This window comes from Cryptosporangium arvum DSM 44712 (assembly GCF_000585375.1).
Taxonomy (GTDB): Bacteria; Actinomycetota; Actinomycetes; order Mycobacteriales; family Cryptosporangiaceae; genus Cryptosporangium; species Cryptosporangium arvum.
Window position 1 is genome coordinate 7027306 of sequence record NZ_KK073874.1, and the last position, 22959, is coordinate 7050264.

Consider the following 22959-nt stretch of genomic DNA (forward strand, 5'->3'; position numbering starts at 1 on the left):
GCCGGATTCCCCGCCGAACGGATCGGTGTCGAGCCGTGACACCAAGGTCCGGCCACCGTCGCTCGCGGTGGAGTGCAGTAGCCACTTCGGCCGTCGAGGATGGCCGCGCGGTGTGGTCTGGTTGGAGCTCAGACCGGACCTCGCGGCTTCGTGCACTCGACCGCGCCGCAGCGCGTCGACCGCCATCCGCGCTGCGAGCGGAGGCCGATAGTGCCCATCGTGGGGTCTCCACGGCGCCGACGCTGCGGAACGGTGACCGCCGGTCCGAAGACCTTGGTGGCCAGTGTCGTCCGAGGCCTACTCCCCCGGCCGCCTTCAGCGAGGCGAGGATGCCTTCGCCGCAGGCCCCGCGCCGCCGCGTCCGGCACCGGAAGCGGCGGCGAGAACAGATCGCAGACGGGTTGCAGGGTAAGTCGGAGGGTGCGTGCTGTCCCGGCCGGCGGAGCGAGTCCCTTCCGTGACGGTAGACGATGGTCCAGGCGGGCGTTAGTTCGCCTTGCGCGGGTGAGCGCAACGAGCACGGACTGCCCTGCCGCCGTCGGACACTGCCAGCGGGCCCCCTGGCTACCGACAGCGGACCCGCTCCGCGTCGGCCGGCAGCCACAGCCCTCGGTAGACACGGCCACGCCGGACGGATAGGCAGGCGTTGGCCGCTCCGAGTGTGGCGTGGATCGCCTGCGGAACGCAGTCGCTCCGGAGTGGCCGCCGACATGCCGGTGCCCGAGGCCCGCATCAGCGGCGACGCCACTAGCCACCTCCACCGAGGGCTCCACCACACACCGCGAAGCGGACGATCGACCTTTGCTTCGTCCTCAGGAGGTCACCCGAACACGCGCGAGCCGCCAGCCGGTCATTCGCTGGAAGTGTCGCAGCCCGGACGGCAGATCCCACGGCGCATTGGAGTTGATCAGGTACCGCACTCCGCGCCTAGAGAGCTCATCCACCAATACCTTGGACATGAGGTATCTCGCCAGCGACTGGTGCTCACCATTACCGATGGTCCGAAAATATCGAAGCAGACCACAGGTACCCGCAATCGGGATGACCGCGGCGAAGATCGGGTCACCGTCCCGGGATTCGGCCACCAGCCACAACCCATAGTCGACGAGATCCGCCAGCTCGGGAGCGTCGGACCTGTATCGGGCAATCGGGTGTGATCGCTCCGATTCGACGAAGGACTTCACCAGGTACGCGCGAGCCTCCGGCGAGGTCTCCACGCGCCAAGTGATCCCTGCCTTCTCCGCTGCGCGGAGCTTACGTCGCAATGTCTGCCGACTGGCGCCGACGATGTATTCATCCGAGTCGACGGGTATCGGCAGGACATCCACGATGCTCCGCAGGAAGAACAGCCTGCCCAGCCGCGTGGTCCTTCGTAGCCGCCTACGAATCGCGGGACCCTCACCCGATCGGCCGAGGTGGAGATCAAGTACGGCCAACCGGAAAAGCGAGGTCAGAGCCGGTATCCGGGACAACGCCGCAGCAGCAACGACCAGATAGTCGGGCCTCAGTCCAATGTTTGCGACTTCGTGGTCCTGATACTCTTGAAAAACTCGCGAAAGCCGAGTCTCCCACGCCGGCGGCGCGCCGACCAATCGCTCTTCCGCCGCCGCCCTCGGTAGCTGCGGCAGACGCGTATCTACACGCTCGATGGAATTTTGGTTAGCGAATCTCACTTCTCAATACTTTCGATATTCGAAGACCATTAGTCCTCTTCGCTCGGGGCCCGCACCGCTGGTCGACGGGCAGATCTGGACCGGTCCTCGTTCACCTCCACACAGAATTCTGGAAAGCATTGCCGCATAAGACCAGACCCAGCCGCGCCTCACCAGTAAAGGAGTACTGCGGCGAGAGGATAAAACAGATGTGGCAGATTCCGAACTCAACGGAATCACACTACTGCATCGCGGCAGCTGAGGATGCCCGGACGCCGCCGATCAGCCATACAAAATGGCCCCGCCGCATCCCCGATACTGACCGTTGGTACCGAGCCGATTCAACTGATCTGCGAGTCGCTCCGCTCAACGGTGTGTTGGCCGGTGACGGTCGGCCGTGCTCGTTTCCCTCTGGTCGGCGCGAGACCATGTTTCGCAAAGAAGCGAACAGCCGACCGCACATGGACCCAAAACAGTCGGTTCCGAATCGCGCTCGCGAGGCCGCTCGCCTCACTCGCCTTAGCCAGGCCGTGCTCACAAACCGCATCGGTGGAAATGCCGACCCGCCAGCCCTGTCGCCACATTCTCAGACACCAGTCCACATCCTCGAAATACAGGAAGTACCGGTGATCGAAGGGGCCGACGGAAGCGATTGCCTCGCGGCGGACCAAGAATGCCGCGCCAAGCACCCAGTCCGCCTCCACCATATCAGCGTCACCGGCTTCCACCAAGGCCATCGGCCGGCGGAAGCGGGCCAGATCCAGGCGCCCCTGTGAGGTTCTGCCTAGCGGCGTGCGCCGGTTGAAAACCGTCACCGGCCGGTAGAAAGAAAAAGCGGAGTCCTGCTGGCGGCCATCCGGGAACCTTAGCCTAGGAGCAACCAACCCCACTTCCGGCGACCTGTCCAGAAGGGCAACCAAACTACTGAGAGCACTAGCGGTCAAGGTCGTGTCTGCGTTCATCACGAACACATACTCCGACTTCGTCGACTCGAATCCGGCATTGACCAGCGCCCCATAGCCCACATTCCTGGCGAAGCCTACGTACCGGGCACCTGGAAGGACCGCGTCAATCAACTCTTCCACTCCGGGCTCCGCCTCGGAGTCACAGACCACGACGTCCAGCCCCGCTATGCCTCGGAGAGCTCCGAGACAAACATTCAGGGCGGCCGGACTTTTGTAATGCGTGATCACCACGGAAACGCAATCGACACTCGAACCCGATGCCATCGCGAGCCTCTCTCCAGCAGTCAGCATATTCAGTCCGCAAGTACCGTCGTAGCGACCGCACGAGCTCGAGGCCGCCCAACCGACCACACACCGACTCTCGACGAACGATATGCAGTCGACCGATTCGCGGGAAAAGCCGCCAGACCGGCAGCCACGCCCCGAAGGTAAGCTATACCGACACGTCGCCGCCCCTTCGAAATTGCCAGGCATACCGTCAGCGCCAACCACACCGGAGACAGCAGAATCAGCGAAGTGGTCGAGTAATATCGAGCAGCGAGAATTACTCTGTTCCGGGCGAGGAGGAATACCTTCCGTCCCGACAAGCGTCGGTCAGCACCGAGACTGTGCCCACCGAGATGCCTCAGTCGGAGGTCGACCACCTCGGTTCTGTGCCCGCCCGCGTGCAAACGAATTGCAAGGTCCACGTCCTCACCCCAGGCAAACAAATCCGCATCGAGTCCGTCGGAGCGCTTGTAGAGATCCGTCGGGAACACTGCAGCGCCACCGGACGGACCGATGAGGGCCAATGACGAGTCGAGCTTGCGATCCACGAAATGGCCGGCACGGTTTATCCCGATCCCGCAGAGCACTGCATCCCCCACCTGCAGGCTAACCGCGAGCGGCGACGCCTCGCCTCTGTTCAGGCGCTCGAGTAGCCGCCTGAAGGTGTCGTTCTCCACCCAGACGTCAGGGTTGAGAAGAAAGATGAAGTCGGAGTCCGTCAGACTCGCGCCGAAGTTGCATCCACCGGCGAACCCCAAATTCTCCGGGCAATGGCGATAGGTCACTCGTAGCCCGGAATCCGCGGCGTCGGCGGCCAGGTCGGCACACGTGGGTTCCAGCGAGTTGTCAATGATTACGAATTCCACGTCGCCGGTGCATTCCCGAGCACCCTCCACCCACGTGCGGAACGTCGACATGAATACGTCGCGGGAATTGTAGAGAACGGTGACCACGCACATCGTCTCCATACCTGGTTTTCTCCCCCTGACTATCCCTCGGAGCGGCGGGCCAGACTGTGTGTCCTGGGTTTGTGCTCGTAGTGCCACCGGCGCGAATACGCGCCGTACCTCGCGTTTTCGGCGGGGTCGACAGGTATGCGATTGGCGACCGTACCCAACAGCGACGCGCCCGCCGTTTGCAGCGCGTCCACCGACGCCAAGACATGCTCTTTATAGGTCGAACCGATATACGTCACGAGGAGCGCGCCGTCCGTGACCCGTGCCACGATCGCCGCGTCCGTGACCGGCAGGAGCGGCGGCGAGTCGAACACCACGGTCATTCCCCTCTTACCGAATTCGTCGAGCAGTTGCTGGAGCCGGGTCGACCCGAGCAGTTCGCTGGGATTAGGCGGAATAGGACCTGACGTCATGACGAACAGAGGAAGGTCTGCCTGCCATTGCTGCAAGGCTTCCAATGCCCCAACGTCGCCGAGCAAGACGTCCGTCAAACCCACGCCGGAGGAGAGGCCGAAGATTTCGCCGATCTTCGGGCAACGGAGATCCGCATCGATGAGCGCAACCGGCCTACCCGTCTGGGCGATCGCCAACGCCAGATTCGCCGCGGTCGTACTCTTACCTTCCCTCGCGAGTGAGCCCGTCACCACGAAGCTGCTCACCTTGTGGTTCGCGAAGATGAACCTGATATTGGTGCGCAGGCCTCGATAGGCTTCGCCATCGTGGGACGTCATGTCGGCCACCACCAGGCTGCCGCTAGCCATGACCGGTAGGTTCGGGATGGCCCCCAACACCGGAGCGTCCGTAACCTGCGCGAGAACTTCGCGGCTCCGAATCGTCCGGTCGAGTGCCTCCCGCAGCAGCGCGACACAGAACCCAACGACCAGACCGCCCACCAGTCCGATCGCGAGACTCAGCGCACGTCGTGGAGCAACCGGTGCCTCCGCCGCCACCGCATACTTGGTCACCGAAACCTTCACTAGCGATAACGTCTGACCGGCGGGCGTCTCAATCTCTTGAACTACCCGCGGAAGTCGCTTTGCTATGGCGTTCGCGATATCTCGGGCGCGCGTCGGCGAGGTGTCGTTGACCGAGATGTTCAGAAGCACCGTATCGGTGGGTGTCGATGTCTCTATCTCACGAGCCAGAGTCTCCGCGGACACACTCAGCCCGAGTTCTTTGATCACCGGGGTGAGCACAACCGGGCTGGAGACGATGTCGGCGTACGACTTGACCCTCTGCTGGGTGAACAGACCGCCCTGCGACAATTGCAACAAGTCTGCTTCTCGCGAACTCGTCGATACGAAGAGCTGCACGTCGGCGCTGTAAGTCGGGGCACGGAGCGCCACGAACGCCATAGATGAGCAGGCACCCAGGACGACGCACGTCAGGACCCACAGCCATCGGGCGCGTGCGATCTGCAGATACTGCGCTAGTGACACCTCGCGGCCCTCCGAGTGAGCAGAATTGTTGGATCGAGGCCGGTCCGGGCTCGATCTCTGGAGCTGGCGGTGCCCCACTAGGTTTGCGGAACCACGGCTCGGTGAGCCGGCCCTGGAGAGTGCGCATCGGCCCTCTCTTCGAGATCCTCATGGCCAGACCGGTCGGTCACTCCGAGTCCTTTGCTCGGGAGCGGCAAAGCTGCCCTGCAGCCGAATTTTCTCGACTGCAGCGCGAAACTCAGCGCGATCCAGAAGTACCCATTCCAGGGATTGATGTCGAACAGGTCCACGGAGAATGCACGCCACCCCATGACGACTACCGAGATGATCGCGACTCGGGCGACCACGGATCTGAATATGCTCTCGTTCGACCGGGCGGACGAATAGGCTCGAGCCAAAGCAATGCCGACCAGCGAGAGCAGAGCCATCAGGGCAAAAACGCCGGCTTCCAGGACGAGCTTGAGGTAGGAATTGTCCACCGTCTGCGAGACATTGAGATCCGCTGCGGGCACCGTACCCGCCCGGAACGGAAAGGAATACCCTCCGAAACCGGCGCCGGTAAGAACGCTGGTGCTGCCCGACACGGTTCGCAGCCAATTCCCCTGCCGTGCGTCCGCACTCACATCGGACCCATTGGTGAAGTCCACGATACTGCCCACCAACACCCTGCCCTGCTCGCTTCGCCCCAGAACCAACAGTGCGGCCGAAGCGAGCACCACAGCTGCAAGCAGTGGCTTGACCGGCCGCGTGGCCGCGAGGGAAGCGCAGAGCAGACCTATCGCGATCCCGAGGAGCGCTCCGCGCGAGCCGCTGAGCTGGATCCCGAACAGGAGCAAGGCGATGAACGCCGAGCAGATCACGGTGCGAATCGCTCGATGCGCGCGTTGCTGGAATGTTGCGGCGAGGACGATGGCGAACACGAGAAGCGTAAGGCAGTAGATGAGACCCAAGTCATTGGGATTGGCCACAAATGCGGTGTACCGCTTCATCCAGTGCGAGGAACTGGGGTCGTAGCCTTCGCCGCTCACGACGATGCCACCCCACACACCGCCCAGGTGCCCAGACATTTGCAGCGCGACTCCGACGCTCTGCACGACCGCCGCGACCAGGAGCCCGGCCGCGGCATTCCTTGCATGCCGGTCTTGAAGGTGTAGCAGCAGGACCGGTAGGAAGAGCGCCCAATTCATCAGCCTCAAGAGGCCATAGCCGACGCTGACCGGGCTCAGCAGGGCGGCGGCGACGAGAAACCCCAGAAGCGCTGCGGTCGGTATCCATGGTAGGTACTTCGGGCTCTGCCGGTGGAGATCCAAGGCAGCGAGAAAGTACGCCGCGCCGCCCAAAGCGATCCGCGCAAGAGAGCCAGCGGTACCCATCGCGGGAGCGATCGGGAGGAACACGATCGCCGTGAAGAGGAGCCACCCGGTCGCGTCGGCCGGAATCCACTCCCGCGTAGCCGGCCGAGCGACCGCGGCGATGACGCCCAGCAGGGCCATGATGCACCCCAGCGTGAGCCAGGGTGAATCCGGAAGGCAGAGCGCGACGACCACCAACGGTGTCGCCGCCAATCCGAACGCTGCGGGACGAAGGAGCGGTCCGGCGCCCCTAAGCATTGGCTACACCCCGCAGTACCGACAGGATCGTTTCCGGAGCCCGGCGGTATTCCGCCAGACGCTGCTCATTGTTGGCGGTGGCGTCGGTCAGTTGCTCCAACCGCGAAGGATCACTCGCCAACTGCCCGAGCGCTGATGCAAGCGCTCGTGGATCGGGATCGACGCAGATACCGCCGCCCGCACTGAGTAGCTCAGGCGTACTCCCCCGATCGTATCCGACAACGGGGCATCCGTAGCTGAGTGCCTCGACAGTGACCAGGCCGAATGCCTCGTTTTTCGACAACATCAGCACTACGTCGGCCCACTGGTACAGGGCCTCTACGCCGTTCGTCCACGACTCGATCGTGACCAGGTGGCTCACGCCGAGCGAATCAGCCGATGATTGAATACGCTCGGTCATTCTGTGGTGTCCACCACCCACCAGCCTTAATTCGACGTGATGATTTCGCGCGTAGCATTCGCCAACCGCACGGACCGCATCCATCTGCCCCTTCTCCGGAGAGAAGGATCCCGCTAGCAAGACACGGAGAGGACCCGGTTTCCGCATCGTTGGACGTGGGAGCGGGCCGAGGCGATCGGCGAGCGCTGGTGGGGGGATGACGGACAGCTTCGACGAGATCGGCGGATACGCGGTAGCGAGCTGCGCTGCCACGAACCGCGAGACGGCAATCGTCCGCGCGGACAGATTCGACAGCCGACTCGCTATTTGCCGTGGGTGCAACGCGGAGCGGAGAGTCGGGTTCGTTCCGAAGCTCTCACCGACGTACCAGACGTGCGGCACACCGCAACGGCGCGCCGCATACGCCGGCGCAGGTATGACGGCGCTGTTCGTGAGAACTGCGTCAGGTTTGACGCGGTCGATGAGGCGCTGATAGCTCCGGATGGAGGCGGTCGCCTGCGCGATACGGATCGCACCGACCGGTAGGCTGTGCCGCCGCCCCATCCAGGGTGCCGTGGCGACCACAACGGTCTCGTCACACACCTGGTTCAGGCGCTCCACCAGTGGGCCGGTCGTCGGCACCGACGCAGTCACCCGGTACCCGGCCTCTTTGGCGCACTGGGCCAGGCTGTACATCGAGAGCTCAGCACCGTAGAGCGCGCTCGAGTGTCCGGCAATGTAGACGTGCATGTTCCCGACCCCTCTCTATCGCCAGGAGTGTTTTGCCTTGCCGGAAACACCGCGGAGGCCGTCTCGGTAACCGGCGAGCGCAGCCAGGCTCCTATTTCGGCGGTGCGGCAGGACAAGGCCGGCCAGGCTCCGCAGTACGAGCCGGTAGTGAGTTTTCTGGCCGAGAACATGCAGGAGCGGAGATTTGTGACTCTTCCTGATGTACAGCACCTCGTTGCGGTGCCAATAGTATTCTGCGATAGGTGATTTGTGGGACATACTCCGACCGCACTGGTGCCATACACGCGCGTTGCACGCGAGAACGACACTTCCGCCGGTGGCCGCCATCCGGCGCACCAGGTCGAACTCTTCCTTGTAATGAAAGAAGCTCTCGTCGAAGTCACCCACTTTCCTCAGGCATTCGACGTCGAGCAGGAGAGATGCCCCGGTGACCACGTCCGCCTCATGACGGCCGACAGAGCAGCCCGCGCAGGTGAATTCGCGCACCCGCCCGCGGACGATTCTTGCCGCGGCCACGTAGGGCGACTCATCTGGGTGTTCCGGCGACTCGGAGGTGACCTGGCAGGTGCCGACCGCGACTGCGTCACGACTTTGCTCGAGCATCGCGCTCAACGCACCGCTACGCGGAACGGTGTCCGCGTTGAGCAGCCAGACCCACTGGTAGCCGACCTCCCGGGCGAGCCGGATGCCCGCATTCATCCCGCCGGCATACCCGAGATTCTCCGGGAGCAGAACCAGATCCACGCCGGCCAGGCCCCGCAGCCGGGCTACCGAATCGTCTCCGGAGCCATTGTCCACGACGACGACTCTGAGTGCCGGCTCCTGCGCCTTCAGCGTCGCGACACAGCGACTGGTGTCCTCGAAACAATTCCAGTTCAGCACGATCGCGCATACGTTCTCAGACACCGGAAGTACTCCTTGTCGCTACCTCAGCCGGTTGGGCGAGGCGTCTTCTTTCGGTCCAGCGCAGCGTCGCGTAAGTGATTACCAGGTGAATTAGGTACAAGATCGAAGAAATTATTGCCGCGGCGGCGGCGCCGTATCGCGGCAACAGAATCAGATAGGACACGACCGAGATCCCGCACACGACAAATGAGATCACCGCCGTGAATGACATCTTCCCGATCGCCACGAGGCGCGCACTGAATATTTGGCCGACCGCCAGGAAGAGCGATCCGGGCAAGAGCAGGGCAGCGATGGTCCACGCAGAGTGATACGGCTCGCGGAAGTGACCGAAGACCGCAAGTGCAGCGATGATCGCCAGCCCCGCCGGGGCCGCGAACAGCAGCGCTCTCACGATTCCGGCCCACATCCGTTCGACCGCACCATCGTCTCTATCGCCGATGACTCGCTGCGACGCGACCGCTGATCCGGCTTGGGCGAACTCCACTGCGGACACACCGAGGCTGTAGATGGCCAGGGCGGTCGGGCCCTGGAAGCGGGACAGCACCAATTGGTCAAATCTGAGCATGAAGATCGCCGCCACGACACCAGAATGTGTCCAACCCAGTTGAGCGATGTCATCCGACCGCATCTTGGAATTCATGGTTCTGCTTCTGAGCAGGTTCCCATCGATCAGCCAGAGCACAGTCGCGGCTATGACCTGGCAGGTCAGCCAGACCGAGAGCCACGTCTTGGCGTGCTGCGACTGGAACGCGATGAGGACGATGAAGCTGACGAATATCGCGGTGGAAGTCGCCGCTCTCAGGCGATAGACAAAAGCGAAACGGCCGTTGGCGAAGGCCGCTGCGGCCGGCAGATTAGCGGCGGCCATCGCTCCTGCTCCGAGAACCGCGAACAGCACCTCGGAATGCGCCGAGTAAACTGCGAGGATCGCGGCGGCCAGCCCGGCCATCGGCACGGTCGATGCGAGGATCGTCATTTTCAAGGATCCATACACTCCGCGCAACCACTGCGCGCCGCGGGCCAGCAAGAATGTGTCCATCGACAGTCCACCGAGCGCCGCGCCAAGTGCGATGCTGCCGCTCGTCGCGACGTATATCCCCCGCTCCGCCGGCGCGAGAGCAGCGGTGGCGATAATTGAGAGGCCGTTGATGACCAACGTGAGGGCATATGTCGCGGTGTTCGACGCGGCTAGCTGCAGTGCCGGCCTCAGGCGTATGGGTGCTGCTTTCACAACGACGACGCACCCCATTTGAGTTGGATCGAGGAGTGGTTCGGCAGAGCGGTGTCGACCGGCGAGACATCCGCCGCTCGGGCGATGGAAGGCCCTTGCGCTCCGGCCGGGTGAGCACCGAGGAGAGGGGAACCGGACGGCGACGGAGAACACCGGTGAGGATTCGGCGCGAGCGTGCAATGGCCACGGTGCCGGTTAGGCGTGTTTCCCCGTGCACCACGAATGCTTGTCGGTCGAGCTTTCACGTCGATCCTCGCGTCACACGATCGCTTCAGGAGGGAAGAATTTGTTCCGCCAGCAAGGCGCTGACCCGGAAACGCGCCTGGTCGGACATGCCGCATTATCGTTCGCGCGCCTCGGCATCATGTGCCTTGGATGGGCGTACCACCATCCGGCGAATGGCACGAGTCATTCGAGATCTCTCCCCCGATGTCAACTACTACCAAAGAGATCCTCGAACCTTCCCCTCTTCCCGCGTGGTTACCGACAGGCCTGACAAATTCCCGATCGCGCCACTCGGAGGCGGAATTCGGATCATTCGACCGGCGAACTGGCTATCTCTGCTTTGTTGCGACTGCCGTTATCTCGGCCGCAAACGGGAATTACTCCCCCTCACAGAGTTCAGGCCAGTGAATAGACTCTACGATGTACCGACTAAGCACCCCACCCGTCGGGCCTACATTATTACGTTGCTGGCGCGCTGATTCGCAACCCGCTATTCGGTAACGCGTTCGCCCACCGAGTCGCCAGGGTGACTGTGGATGGTGGGCTCCGGCGGCCGTCAGGACCTGGTCTACAGAGAGCGGAACGCCGAACCCGGCGCCCCGTGCGGGTCGACAGGTCGAATCCCGCGGCGCCGTCGACGAAGACCACCGTGCTCATGCCGCTGGCCATCAGGAACGGCCTTCTGGTCACCCCCGGGCGCCGCCGGGGCCCGGTGCCGATCAACACGACGGCCGGTCGAACTCCGACGTCAGCGGCCTACGTCTGTGCCGCGGTCCGGCGGCGGGGGCGACCGTCACCTCCGCGCGTGTCAGGCGCGCACCGACGGACCAGCGTCAGGCCGCGCGCCCCCGGCGCCCGGCCCCGGCGACGTGCGCGTCTGCCGGGGCAGCACAATCGTTCGGACCTAGCCGCGTTCATTCGTTACTACGCCGGCTAGAGCTCCGGTGGTGTTCGCGACCCGTCAGCGGATTGCTTCTCGGCTCTTCGGCGACGCCTCGAGGCCACTCGGCGCCATCAATCGGAACTCCCCGTCAGATCTTGGTGACACGTCCGGCTACTACGCGTCGGCCTCCCGGGTGGCGCGGCGGGCGTCGCGGGCCTTTTCCCAGTGGGTCAGGAGCTCTTCCATCTCCGACTGGATGAAGGCGTAGAACGCGCGCATCTCGTCGAGCCGATGGCCCGCGACACTGTCCTCGCCCACCGTGTCCACCCCGTCGGCGGCCAGGTCGATGATCGCCTGGGCCATGACGCGGTATTTGTGCATCACGGTGTCGTACCAGCCGTTGTCGGCGATCCGGAAGTGGTCGCGCCTGCTCCCGGGCGCCGGCACGCGCTCGACCATGCCGATCGTCGTGAGCGTCTTCACCGCGCCCGAGATGGCTCCGGCGCTGGCCTGGAGCGACTCCGCCAGTTCCGGCATCGTCGTGGTGGGTGACTCGGCCACCATCAACGCGGCGTAGACGCGGGCCACCATGCGTTGCATGCCGAAGTTCGTCAGCACCAGCGCGAAGCGTTCGCGGTAGTCCGCCAGCCGCGGGTCAATGACCGGTTCCGTCACCCGTTGCTCCTTTCAACCGGTTCTCATCGTGCCATGGGGTTGTGACTCTCGCCAACGTTCACAAATTTGTGAAGACTCGGTACCGTCAGAACCATGTCGACGAATGCGATTGAACTGGCCGGGGTGATCAAGACCTTCGGGGCGGTCCGGGCACTCGACGGACTCGATCTCTCGGTTCGGACGGGTGAGGTCCACGGCTTCCTCGGGCCAAACGGCGCGGGCAAGACCACGACGATCCGGGTCCTGCTCGGCTTGTTGCGTGCCGATTCGGGCGGGGCCCGGCTGCTCGGCGGCGACCCGTGGCGGGACGCGGTGGCCCTCCACCGGCGCCTGGCCTACGTCCCCGGCGACGTCAACCTGTGGCCGACGCTCACCGGCGGCGAGGTGATCGACCTGCTCGGGCGGGTTCGCGGGGGGCTCGACCCCCGGCGACGGAAGGACCTGCTCGAACGGTTCGAGCTCGATCCCCGCAAGAAGGCCAAGACCTATTCGAAGGGCAACCGGCAGAAGGTCGCGCTGGTGGCCGCCCTCGCGTCCGACGTCGAACTGCTGATTCTGGACGAGCCGACCTCCGGTCTCGACCCGCTCATGGAGGCTGCCTTCCAAGAGAGCATCCGCGAGGAGCACCGCACCGTGCTGCTCTCCAGCCACATCCTGGCCGAGGCCGAGAAGCTCTGCGACCGGGTGAGCATCATCCGCTCCGGCCGGGTCGTCGAGACCGGCACGCTCACCGAGCTCCGCCACCTCACCCGCACGTCGATCGACGCCGAGCTCGAGCGGACGCCGGACGCGCTCACCGGCTTGTCGGGCCTGCACGACGTCGAGATCTCGGGCACCCGCTTCGCCTGCCAGGTCGACCAGGCGTCGCTCGGCCCGCTGCTTGCCCGGCTCGAACGGTTCGGGATCCGGAGCCTCACCAGCCAGCCGCCCACGCTGGAGGAGTTGTTCCTCCGGCACTACTCCGACACGGTCGCGTCATGACTACGGTGCTCAGCGCCGAACCCCGGACCCAGGCGCCCGATGCCGGCGGTGGGTTCACCGGCACGGCGAGCCTCTTCCGGCTGGCGCTCCGCCGCGACCGGATCCGCGCGACCGCGTGGGTGCTCGGCGTCGCGGTGTTCATCTACAGCCAGGCCGCTCCGCTCAAAGGCCTCTACCCCACTCAGGCCGATTTGGACGCGCTGGCCCGCGCCTACGGCGGCAGCGTGAACCCCGGGCTGGTCGCGATCACCGGACCTCCGCGTGCGCTGAACACGTACGGCGGCGCGACGGCCTGGCAGGTGCTGACGTTCGCCGCGGTGCTGCTCGCGCTGATGAGCTATCTGATGGTGCTCCGGCACACCCGCGCCGAGGAGGAGGCCGGCCGGTCCGACCTGCTCGACGCCGCGCCGGTCGGCCGCTACGCCCGGCTGGCCGCCGCGCTCGTCTACGTCGGGCTGCTCAACGCCCTGATCCTCGTGCTCGGTGTCGCCGGGCTGTTGACCGTCGGCGACATCCCGTTCAGCGGCTCGCTCGCGCTGGTGGCCGCATGCGTCTCGGTCGGGCTGGTCTTCGCCGCGGTCGGCGCGATCGCCGCGCAGCTCACCGAGCACTCGCGTTCCGCCGGTGGGATCGCCGGTGCGCTGCTGGGAGCCGCTTTCCTGCTCCGCGCGGCCGGCGACTCGGCCGCGGTCAACGGATCGTCGGGGCGGTGGCTGTCGTGGTTGTCGCCGATCGGCTGGGCCGAGGAGGTGCGGCCGTACGCCGGAAATCGGTGGGCCGTACTGCTCGTCCCGGCGGTGGCCGTCGTCCTGCTGCTCGTCGGTGTCGCGGTACTGCGCGCGCGTCGGGACGCCGGTGCGGGTGTCTTCCGGACCCGGTTGGGGCCGGAATCCGCACCATCCACGTTGAGCGGTCCGCTGGGTCTCGCCTGGCGACTGCAGCGCGGCAGCATTCTCGGCTGGGCGATCGGCGCCGGGATCGGCGGCCTGGTGTTCGGGGGTCTCGCGCAGGACATGGTCACCGCGGCGAACGACGATCCGAACACCGCGGAGATGCTGCGTGAGTACACCGGGGCGGGTGGCAGCCTGGCCGACGTCTACCTCGGGATGATCTACCTGGTGATGGGCATGGTGGTCGCGGGTTACGCGGTGGCCGCGGCGCTGCGTCTGCGAGCCGAGGAGGAGTCGCTGCGAGCCGAGCCGGTGCTCGCGACCGCGGTCAGCCGGGTGCGGTGGGCCGGAGCGCACGTGGTGTGGGTGGTGGTCGGATCGGCGGTGATCCTGGCGTCGTCCGGGGTGCTGGCGGGGCTCGCCCACGGGTTGCGCACCGGTGCGGTCGGTACCGAGGTGTCCCGGCAGCTCGGCGCGGCGCTCGCACAGTTGCCGGCGGTGCTGGTGCTGGCCGCGGTCGCGGTGGCGCTGTTCGGGTTGCTGCCGCGGTTCACGCTGCTCAGCTGGGCGGTGCTGCTGCTGGCGATCGTGATCGGACAGTTCGGGGAGATCCTGCAGCTCCCGACGGCGGTCATGGACCTTTCTCCGTTCACCCACCTGCCCCAACTGCCGGGTGCCGACGTCACGCCGGCGCCCTATCTGTGGCTGCTGGCCCTGGCGGCGGTCCTCACCGGGGCCGGGCTGACCGCTTTCCGCCGCCGCGACCTGGGCTGACGCCGCCCCGGCCCGGGCGGGCTCAAGCGGGCGTGCGGAGGTGGAGGACGCCGGGGTTGCCGGGGTCGGCGGAGTGCGCGGTGACGTGATCGGAGGCCACGATCCAGCCGGACCCCGGCAGCGCCCCGGCTACCGCGCGCACCTCGTCGGCGTCGGCCAGGAATGCTTGGAGCTCGAGCGGGCCGGACTTGTCGGCGCACTCGACGCGCAGGTCGGGGCGGTGCAACCAGCTGCGTAGCCGGGCAGCGGCGCGGTCGAAGTGCGCGTCGGTCACCGTCCCCGGGGTGGCCGAGGACGGCACACCCTTGGCGATGCCGGACGCGTAAGGCACCAGCCGGTCCTCCCAGAGCGCGTCCACGGCCGCGCGGAGCTCGGCCAGCCCGCCGGAGTTGTCGAGCAGGACGTCGGCGGCGGCGACCCGCTGCTCGTCGGTGGCCTGCGCCGCGATCCGGGCCCGGGCGTCCTCGAGCGGCATCCTCCGCAGCTCGGTCAGGCGGCGCAGCCGGACCTCCTCCGCGGCCATCACCACGACCACCAGGTGGAAGCTCGCCCCCGAGCCGCCCTCGACGATCAGCGGGATGTCGTGCACGACGATCCCGTCGGGCGGCGCGGCGGCCGCACGCTCGGCGGTCAGCGCCCCGATCAGCGGGTGCAGGATGCCGTTGAGCCGCGCCCGCGCCGCGTCGTCGGCGAAGACGATCTTCCCGAGCTTCGGCCGGTCCAACGAGCCGTCCTCGGCCAGCACGTCGGCGCCGAACGCCGCCACGACCGCGGCCAGGCCGGGCGTGCCCGGTTCGACCACCTCACGGGCCAGCCGGTCCGCGTCGACGACGACTGCCCCCGACTCGGCCAGCCGCGCGGCGACCGCGCTCTTGCCCGCCCCGATTCCACCGGTCAACCCGATCCGCAGCATGCGCCCATCCTGCCGCACAGAACGAGGCCCTCCCGACCGGAGTCGGAAGGGCCTCGATCACTGCTGGGACTTAGCTACGGCCGCCCGCGAGCTTCTCGCGGAGCGCGGCCAGCGCCTCGTCGGTCGCGAGCGTTCCCGTCGCGGCCGAGTCGTCGCGGCTGCTGCTGCTCGAGCTGCTGCTGCTCGAGCTGCCGCTGGCTGCGGCGCCGGAGTCGGACGAGTACGAGGTCTCCTCGGCAGCGTTCGCCTCGGCCGCGCGGGCCTCGGTGATCTGCTTCTGGTGGGCCTCGAAGCGGGTCTGCGCCTCGGAGTACTGGCGCTCCCACTCCTCACGCTGCTTCTCGTAGCCCTCGAGCCAGTCGTTCGTCTCCGGGTCGAAGCCCTCCGGGTAGACGTAGTTGCCCTGCTCGTCGTACGTGGCCGCCATGCCGTACTGAGTCGGGTCGAACGAGTCGGGGTCGATGGCCCCTTCGTTGGCCTGCTTCAGCGACAGCGAGATCCGGCGACGCTCGAGGTCGATGTCGATGACCTTGACCATGATCTCGTCGCCGACGTTGACGACCTGCTCCGGGATCTCCACGTGGCGCTCGGCCAGCTCGGAGATGTGGACCAGACCCTCGATGCCCTCGTCCACGCGGACGAACGCACCGAACGGCACCAGCTTGGTGACCCGGCCGGGGACGACCTGGCCGATCTGGTGCGTGCGGGCGAACTGACGCCACGGGTCTTCCTGGGTGGCCTTCAGCGACAGCGAAACGCGCTCGCGGTCCAGGTCGACGTCGAGAACCTCGACCTCGACCTCCTGGCCGACCTCGACGACCTCGGACGGGTGGTCGATGTGCTTCCAGGAGAGCTCGGAAACGTGGACCAGACCGTCGACGCCGCCCAGGTCGACGAAGGCACCGAAGTTGACGATCGACGAAACGACGCCCTTGCGGACCTGGCCCTTCTGCAGCTTGTTGAGGAACTCGCTGCGGACCTCGGACTGGGTCTGCTCCAGCCACTGGCGGCGGGAGAGAACCACGTTGTTGCGGTTCTTGTCGAGCTCGATGATCTTCGCCTCGAGCTCGCGGCCGACGTACGGCTGCAGATCGCGGACGCGACGCATCTCCACCAGCGAGGCGGGGAGGAAGCCGCGGAGGCCGATGTCGAGGATGAGACCACCCTTGACGACCTCGATGACGGTGCCGGTGACGACGCCGTCCTCGTCCTTGATCTTCTCGATCGTGCCCCAGGCCCGCTCGTACTGAGCGCGCTTCTTGGAGAGGATCAGTCGGCCTTCTTTGTCCTCCTTCTGGAGGACTAGTGCCTCGACGTGGTCACCCACGGAGACGACCTCGGCCGGATCGACGTCATGCTTGATCGACAACTCGCGCGAGGGAATGACGCCCTCGGTCTTGTAGCCGATGTCGAGCAGAACCTCGTCGCGGTCGACCTTGACGATCGTGCCCTCGACGATGTCGCCGTCGTTGAAGTACTTGATGGTCTCGTCGATAGCGGCGAGGAAGGCCTCTTCCGAACCGATGTCGTTGACCGCTACCTGCGGGGTGGTCGGCTGGGCCTCGGTGCTGCTCGTCATGTGGGCGGTTGCTCCGGATTGGGACAATGGGTCGTGCCGCGCGTCAAGGGCCCGCCGCGTACGCGGGTCGAAACACTCCAGCCACACCCCGGTGCCAATCGGGCGCGACTCGGGCGCACTCAGACCCGATCACGCATACGGCTGCGAGCCTGCTCCCTACTGAGGCACGGTCAGCCCATAACGCGTTCTCAAGCCTACCGTGCAGGCGGGCTTAAGGTCCAACGCGAGGTGCGGTGCACCTTCGCATGCTGGCCAACAGCCGATCCGGCGGTGCTATTCCGCCTCCCGTAACCGGAATTCCGGGTATCAGGGGGCCGCGCAACCGACGCGATGCGTCGATCACACTGGGAGCGTGCAGAACACAACGGAGACGGACGACGGCCCCGAGAAGTTCACCGCCGTCCAGGCGCTCGGCACCACCGGCATCACGCACCGCACGGTCGGGCCGGCGGAGAGCCGGTCGGCGAGCCGGCTCTGGTGGGACGCGGACGCCGACGACTACCAGGCCGCGCACGGGGACTTCCTCGGCGACGTGCGGTTCCGCTGGTGCCCGGAAGGGCTCACCGAGGAAGGGGCCGGCCTGCTGGGTCCGGTGGCCGGCCGGGACGTGCTCGAGGTGGGCTGCGGCGCGGCGTCCTGCTCCCGCTGGCTGCTGACGCGAGGCGCGCGGCCGGTGGCCCTCGACCTCTCCGCCGGCATGCTGCGCCACGCGGCCGAAGCGAACGCCCGGTCCGGGGTGTCGGTGCCGCTGGTCCTGGCCGACGCCACCGCGCTGCCGTTCCCGGACGCCAGCTTCGACATCGCCTGCTCGGCGTTCGGCGCGGTGCCGTTCGTCGCCGACTCCGGCGCGGTGATGCGTGAGGTGCACCGGGTGCTGCGACCCGGCGGCGCGTGGGTCTTCGCCACCACGCACCCGCTGCGGTGGGCGTTCCCCGACGACCCGGGGCCGGAAGGGCTGACCGTCTACCACTCGTACTTCGACCGGACGCCGTACGCCGAGTTCGACGACGACGGCCGGATCACCTACGTCGAGCACCACCGGACGCTCGGCGACCGGATCCGGGAGCTGGTCGCGGCCGGGTTCGAACTGGCCGACCTGGTCGAGCCGGAGTGGCCGGACGACCACCAGGAGGTCTGGGGCCAGTGGAGCCCGCTGCGCGGCGCGCTGGTGCCCGGCACCGCGATTTACGTCTGTCGCCGGGCTGAATAGCGAATAGTGCCGCCCCCGGTCGGGGGGCGGCACTATTACGCGGTACGAACCCGTACCTAACGGACTACGACTTCACCGGGGTCCGGGTGTCCGACGACTTGGTGGACCGAAACGACGATTCCGTCTTTCCGCCCCTGCGCAACACCAGGAAAAGCCCGACGACGATCAGGATCACGCCGAGCACACCGACCACGATCGGCGCCACCGAGCTCACCAAAGTGATCTGCGAGATCGAATCCTTGGCCAGGTTCACGGCCTCGTTGACGGTCTGGTCGTCGAACGTGAGCGTCGCGGCGAACAGCGTCACCTTGTCGGCGCCGGCCGCGTCACGCAGCGTCTGCGACTGCTTTTCCTGGCCCTTGAGGATGATGCCGGTCTTCGGCTCCACCCACACCGTGCGGGTGTTGCTGTAGTACCGGTCCGCGGTGACCGCGGGCTCGGTGCTGCCCACCAGCTCACCCGGCACCTCGAGCTGGCCGATCTTGGTGGCCGGGATCTGCATCTCGTACTTGTACGTCTCGAGGCCGTCGACGTCCTCGCTGGTCACGTACTTGGCCTCGTAGGTCTTCTTGGTCGTGGTGTCGAAGTAGTCGTACGACTTCTTCTCCGCACCGAACGGCCACTTGTAGATCAGGCCCTCGTGGTCGGTGGGCTCGTCGTCCACCGCCGCGTCGAAGCCGGGCTGGGCCTCCGCGGTACGCCGGTCGAGCCCCACCCGGTCACTCGTGAACGTGATCTGCTTGTCGTCCCGCGAGTCCTGGACGACGAGGAACGCATCGAACACGACCACGTCGTCGGTGCTCTTCTCCGGATCGGCGCGAACCGTACGGGTCGCCTCGACCGGAACGTTCTCCTGCACGGTGAGAGAAGCAACGTCGAATACGGTTGCGTTGTCGGACGTGGCCACGCTGACCGTGTACTGGTCGAGCGGGGTTTTCACCAAATTCCCGGCCACGTAGGTGGGCAGCAGAATCGCTGCGACCACCAAGAAGCTTCCGAGTGCCAAAACCACGGCACCCACGGTGCGACGCATGAGGTTCCTCCCAGGAGACCTGCACTTCAACGCTGTTTTCCCCGAGCGATCCCGCAGAGGTTACCAGTGAGTAAACTCCCCGTGGGCGCAATCGCATGGTTCCCTCGAGGCAGTTTTCCGGTGCCATCTCCGCAGCTCCAGGACGGTGTGTGAGGACATGACGACGTACTCGCCGACGGCTCCGGCGCGCAAGCGCCCGGGGTCAGGGGCCGGCGGGAAACGCGGGTTACGGCCGTGGACGCTCGCCGTCGGGGCGATCATCGCGCTGCAGGGCGTGGTGATCGGCGCGCTGGCGCTGAGCGGCTACTTCTACCTCGACGACCTGGACATGAGCGCCGAGGCCGCGAAGCACCCCTTCGGCTGGGACTACGTCACGCTCGCCCTCAACGACCACCTGACGCCGGGCCTGCGGACGTTCTACTGGCTGAGCGCCCACCTGGCCCCGTACGACAACACGACGACGGTGGTGGTGCGGCTGCTGGCCCAGGCGGTGGCCACCGGGCTGATGGCCTACCTGCTGGCGCAGCTGCTGGGCCCGGGAAAGGCGGCGCTGCTCGGGCTCGGGCTCTACGCGTTCTCGCCGCTGCTGGTGCCGTCGCTGCTCTCGCTCTCCAGCGGCGTCAACCTGCTGCCGACGCACATCGGCATCCTGCTGCTGCTGGTCATGCACGTGCGCTACGAGGCCACCCGCGAGCTGCGCTACGCCGTCTTCGGTGCGCTCGGCGTCCTGCTCGCGCTGGTGTTCTGGGAGAAGGCCGTGCTGAGCGTCGGGCTCGCCCCGCTGCTGACGCTGCTCTACCTGAGCTCCGGCGGCGTGAAGGCCCGGTTCCGCGCGGTGGGCCGTTCCTGGGCGGCCTGGGTGGCGTACGCGACGCCGGTCGTCGTGTTCTTCGCGTTCTTCGTCCTCGGCGACTACGCGAAGTCCGGATCGTCGCCGAAGGTGGGCGACATCTGGAACGTCTTCTGGGACGCGTGGATGCACTCGCTCGCCCCCTCGCTGTTCGGGGGGCCGTGGAACTGGTACTCGGCCGAGATCATCTACTACAGCGCGGCGCATCCCGGCCCGATCACGACCGTCGCCGGACAGCTGACCGCGATCGTGCTCAGCGCGGTGGCCGTGCGCCGGAACGGTTACCGCGCGCTGCGGGCCTGGCTGCTGCCGTTCACGGTCCTGCTCGGCACCGCGGTGCTGCTGGCCGCCGGCCGCTTCGAGTACGTCGGCGTGATCCTGGCCCGCAACTTCCACTACCTCTCCGAGCTGACGATCCCGCTGGTGCTCGCGGCCGTCCTGCTGCTCGTGGTGCCCGACCCGGCGGCGGTGGCCGAGCGGGGCCGCTCCGGCCTCTTCCCGGGCGACGAGGAGCCCGCGACCAGAACGGTCAGCCTCGGCCTGGTCGCCGTCCTGCTCGTCTACGCGGTCAGTTACGGCGTCACCGTCCGCGGGTTCGAGGACCGCTGGGTGGAGAACCCGATCCGGGACTACCTCACGACCGGGATCCACGATCTGCGGACGAACGCTGCGGATCGTCAGATCGCGATCTACGACAACACGGCGCCGCCGGCCGTCGCGACGCTGTTACAGGTCAACCGCCGGGTCTCCGATATCTTCCGGCCGATCGAACGGGGTTTACCGAACGCCGTCCGATGGGACGATGCATCACGACCGCTGTACATGTTCGACCAGGGAGGCCACCTGCTCCGGGCCCGTCTCGTGGAGGAGGCCACCAGTGCTGATCAGCCAGGCGTGTTCTGCGCGCATCCGTTACGCGGGGTCGGGTCGGTGACCGTGACGTTGAGCAAACGCATTACTCGTCCGGACTCGTTCGTCCGGTTGGACTACCTGTCGCGGTTACCGTCCACGGTGTCGATCCGGCTGGCCGACGGGGACCGCACGTTCGCGCCGCGCCGGTTCGCCACGCCGACGCTGACCGCGGGCAAGTACTCCTCGGTGCTGCTCGGCACGCCGGGCAAGGCGTACGACCGCGTCACGGTCTCCACCACCGACCCCGACGCCTCGATCTGTCTGGCCGCGAAGGCCGGGCACCCGGAGCCGATGTCATGAGCACCCCGAAGGCCGGTGGCCACCTCGACGTCCTGGACGGCGTCCGCGCCCTGGCCGCGTTCGCGGTCGTCGGCACGCACGTCGGTTTCCAGACCGGTCGCGCGGTCGAAGGGTTCTGGGCCCCGTTCCTGGCCCGGCTCGACTTCGGCGTGACGCTGTTCTTCCTGCTGTCGGGCTTCCTGCTCTACCGGCCGTTCGTGGAGGCCGCGCTCGACCTGCGTCCGCGGCCGGAGAGCAAGGCGTTCCTGTGGCGGCGGTTCGCCCGGATCTTCCCGGCCTACTGGGCCCTGCTCGTGCTGACGATGCTGATCCGGCCGTGGGAGCACGACGTCGGCTTCACCGTGCAGAAGACGACGTGGACCGACTGGATCGAGTACGCGACGCTCACCCACATCTACTTCGGTGACAACCCGCACCAGGCGCTCACGCACATCTGGAGCCTCACCGTCGAGATGTCCTTCTATCTGGCGCTGCCGCTGATCGCGGCGGTCTCGCTCAAGGGCAGGCGGCCGCGGCGGATCATGCGGCGGCAGACGATCGCGCTCGCGGTGCTGTTCGCGATCGGCCCGCTGTGGGGCCTGGTCATCCACCAGATCCCGGCGATGCGTGACCAGCTGGCGCTGCAGTGGCTGCCGGCCTACCTGGACTGGTTCGCGCTCGGCATGGTGCTGGCCTGCCTCCCGGCCGCCGCGTCGGTCGACGCGTGGCCGCGCCTGCGCACGCTGGCCGAGGACCTGGCGACCGCGCCCGGCACCTGCTGGATCATCGCCGGCATCCTGTTCGCGCTCTCGATGACGCCGGTCGCCGGACCGTACACGCTGGAAGCGGCGACGACGTCGCAGTGGCTGGCCAAGCACCTGCTCTACGGCGCCACCGCGTTCTTCATGCTCTTACCCCTGGTGTCCCCGGCCCCGGCCGGTACCCGCACCCACCCGCTGCGCGCGGTGCTCACCGACAAGCGGGTGCGGTGGCTCGGGGAGATCAGCTACGGCGTCTTCCTGTTCCACCTCGTGCTGATGTTCACGCTCGTGGACGCGCTGAACCTCGAGTTGTTCCGCGGCGGCTTCAGCACGCTGTTCCCGCTCACGGTGCTGGCCGCGATCGTCGTCGCGGCGATCAGCTACCGGGTGCTGGAGCGGCCCGCGCAGGCCTACGTCCGGCGCCGTACCCGGCGGGGCGCGGCCGACATCCAGGCCACCGAGGCGGCCGTCCCGGCACCCGACGCCCCGCCCGTGCCGCCGGCCCCGCCCGCGCCGCTGACTCCCGTCGCGCCGCCGACCACGGCCGCGGCCCCCGAGCCGGTCGCGGAGCGGGCCTCGGTCGCGGAGCCGGAGCCGGCTGCGTGGTGGGACTACGACCAGCCGGTTCAGCTCGGCCCCTGGGTGCCGGAGCCCGCGGCCGAGGAGCGCACCACCGAACCGATCCCCCAGCTGCCCCCGCCGTCCGCGCTGCCCCCGCCGCCGATCGAGTGGCCGACGATCCCGCACGGATCGCCGGCTTCCTCCCACTCCGTCCCGCCCGCTCAGCGGCGTCCGGCCGACTGACCCCCGGCCCTACCGCCCGCCGCATGAGCCCGGAA

At 66.8% G+C, this 22959-nt stretch carries 17 protein-coding genes; 5 read left to right on the forward strand and 12 right to left on the reverse strand.

The window, feature by feature from the left end; translation table 11 throughout:
- Positions 1–812: 812 nt before the first annotated feature.
- The 9 genes from CRYAR_RS32180 to CRYAR_RS32215 all read right to left on the reverse strand — a co-directional run bounded on the left by CRYAR_RS32180 (position 813) and on the right by CRYAR_RS32215 (position 11938).
- Positions 813–1328, reverse strand: a complete 516-nt coding sequence (locus CRYAR_RS32180; RefSeq protein WP_157018248.1) for a hypothetical protein — start codon at positions 1326–1328, stop codon at positions 813–815.
- Positions 1329–1993: 665 nt separating this feature from the next.
- Positions 1994–2908 (reverse strand): glycosyltransferase, encoded by a 915-nt coding sequence (locus CRYAR_RS43930; RefSeq protein ID WP_169745110.1) that lies wholly within the window; start codon positions 2906–2908, stop codon positions 1994–1996.
- Between the two features lie 2 nt (positions 2909–2910).
- Positions 2911–3837, reverse strand: a complete 927-nt coding sequence (locus tag CRYAR_RS46210; RefSeq protein ID WP_169745111.1) for a glycosyltransferase family 2 protein — start codon at positions 3835–3837, stop codon at positions 2911–2913.
- Positions 3838–3872: 35 nt separating this feature from the next.
- Positions 3873–5357 (reverse strand): polysaccharide biosynthesis tyrosine autokinase, encoded by a 1485-nt coding sequence (locus tag CRYAR_RS32190; RefSeq protein WP_084701234.1) that lies wholly within the window; start codon positions 5355–5357, stop codon positions 3873–3875.
- On the reverse strand, positions 5357–6772 hold the full coding sequence (locus CRYAR_RS32195; RefSeq protein WP_169745112.1) for an O-antigen ligase family protein: 1416 nt from the start codon (positions 6770–6772) through the stop codon (positions 5357–5359). Before CRYAR_RS32195 ends, CRYAR_RS32190 begins: the two co-directional genes overlap by 1 nt.
- Before the next feature lie 109 nt (positions 6773–6881).
- A complete protein-coding gene (locus tag CRYAR_RS46215; protein WP_084701236.1) occupies positions 6882–8018 on the reverse strand; it encodes a glycosyltransferase family 4 protein in 1137 nt (378 codons plus the stop codon).
- A gap of 15 nt (positions 8019–8033) precedes the next feature.
- The gene (locus CRYAR_RS32205; RefSeq protein ID WP_035857005.1) at positions 8034–8924 is read right to left on the reverse strand and encodes a glycosyltransferase family 2 protein; all 891 of its coding nucleotides are present in this window, start codon (positions 8922–8924) and stop codon (positions 8034–8036) included.
- A complete protein-coding gene (locus CRYAR_RS32210) occupies positions 8917–10080 on the reverse strand; it encodes a lipopolysaccharide biosynthesis protein (protein WP_035857006.1) in 1164 nt (387 codons plus the stop codon). Before CRYAR_RS32210 ends, CRYAR_RS32205 begins: the two co-directional genes overlap by 8 nt.
- 1357 nt (positions 10081–11437) lie before the next feature.
- Complete coding sequence (locus CRYAR_RS32215) at positions 11438–11938, reverse strand: GbsR/MarR family transcriptional regulator (RefSeq protein WP_211247744.1); 501 nt, start codon at positions 11936–11938, stop codon at positions 11438–11440.
- Between the two features lie 93 nt (positions 11939–12031).
- On the opposite strand from CRYAR_RS32215, the gene CRYAR_RS32220 reads away from it, so the two are divergent.
- Complete coding sequence (locus CRYAR_RS32220; protein WP_035857007.1) at positions 12032–12919, forward strand: ABC transporter ATP-binding protein; 888 nt, start codon at positions 12032–12034, stop codon at positions 12917–12919.
- Complete coding sequence (locus CRYAR_RS32225; protein ID WP_035857008.1) at positions 12916–14583, forward strand: ABC transporter permease; 1668 nt, start codon at positions 12916–12918, stop codon at positions 14581–14583. Before CRYAR_RS32220 ends, CRYAR_RS32225 begins: the two co-directional genes overlap by 4 nt.
- A 22-nt stretch (positions 14584–14605) precedes the next feature.
- On the opposite strand, the gene coaE is transcribed toward CRYAR_RS32225, so the two are convergent.
- Positions 14606–15496: a dephospho-CoA kinase gene (gene coaE, locus CRYAR_RS32230; protein ID WP_051571225.1), complete on the reverse strand. Its 891-nt coding sequence runs from the start codon at positions 15494–15496 to the stop codon at positions 14606–14608.
- A gap of 70 nt (positions 15497–15566) precedes the next feature.
- Positions 15567–17075 (reverse strand): 30S ribosomal protein S1, encoded by a 1509-nt coding sequence (gene rpsA / locus CRYAR_RS32235; protein ID WP_035857009.1) that lies wholly within the window; start codon positions 17073–17075, stop codon positions 15567–15569.
- Between the two features lie 352 nt (positions 17076–17427).
- Here rpsA and CRYAR_RS32240 point away from each other — a divergent pair, with 352 nt between their 5' ends.
- Positions 17428–18285: a class I SAM-dependent methyltransferase gene (locus tag CRYAR_RS32240; RefSeq protein ID WP_051571226.1), complete on the forward strand. Its 858-nt coding sequence runs from the start codon at positions 17428–17430 to the stop codon at positions 18283–18285.
- 64 nt (positions 18286–18349) lie between these two features.
- On the opposite strand, the gene pgfA is transcribed toward CRYAR_RS32240, so the two are convergent.
- Entirely contained in the window at positions 18350–19318 is a 969-nt protein-coding gene (gene pgfA / locus CRYAR_RS32245; RefSeq protein WP_035857010.1) for a cell envelope lipid trafficking protein PgfA, read from the reverse strand.
- Positions 19319–19475: 157 nt separating this feature from the next.
- Between pgfA and CRYAR_RS32250 the strand changes: the two genes are divergently transcribed.
- Both CRYAR_RS32250 and CRYAR_RS32255 read left to right on the forward strand, forming a co-directional pair.
- Complete coding sequence (locus CRYAR_RS32250) at positions 19476–21380, forward strand: hypothetical protein (protein ID WP_035857011.1); 1905 nt, start codon at positions 19476–19478, stop codon at positions 21378–21380.
- A complete protein-coding gene (locus CRYAR_RS32255) occupies positions 21377–22924 on the forward strand; it encodes an acyltransferase family protein (RefSeq protein WP_051571227.1) in 1548 nt (515 codons plus the stop codon). Before CRYAR_RS32250 ends, CRYAR_RS32255 begins: the two co-directional genes overlap by 4 nt.
- Positions 22925–22959: the final 35 nt, after the last annotated feature.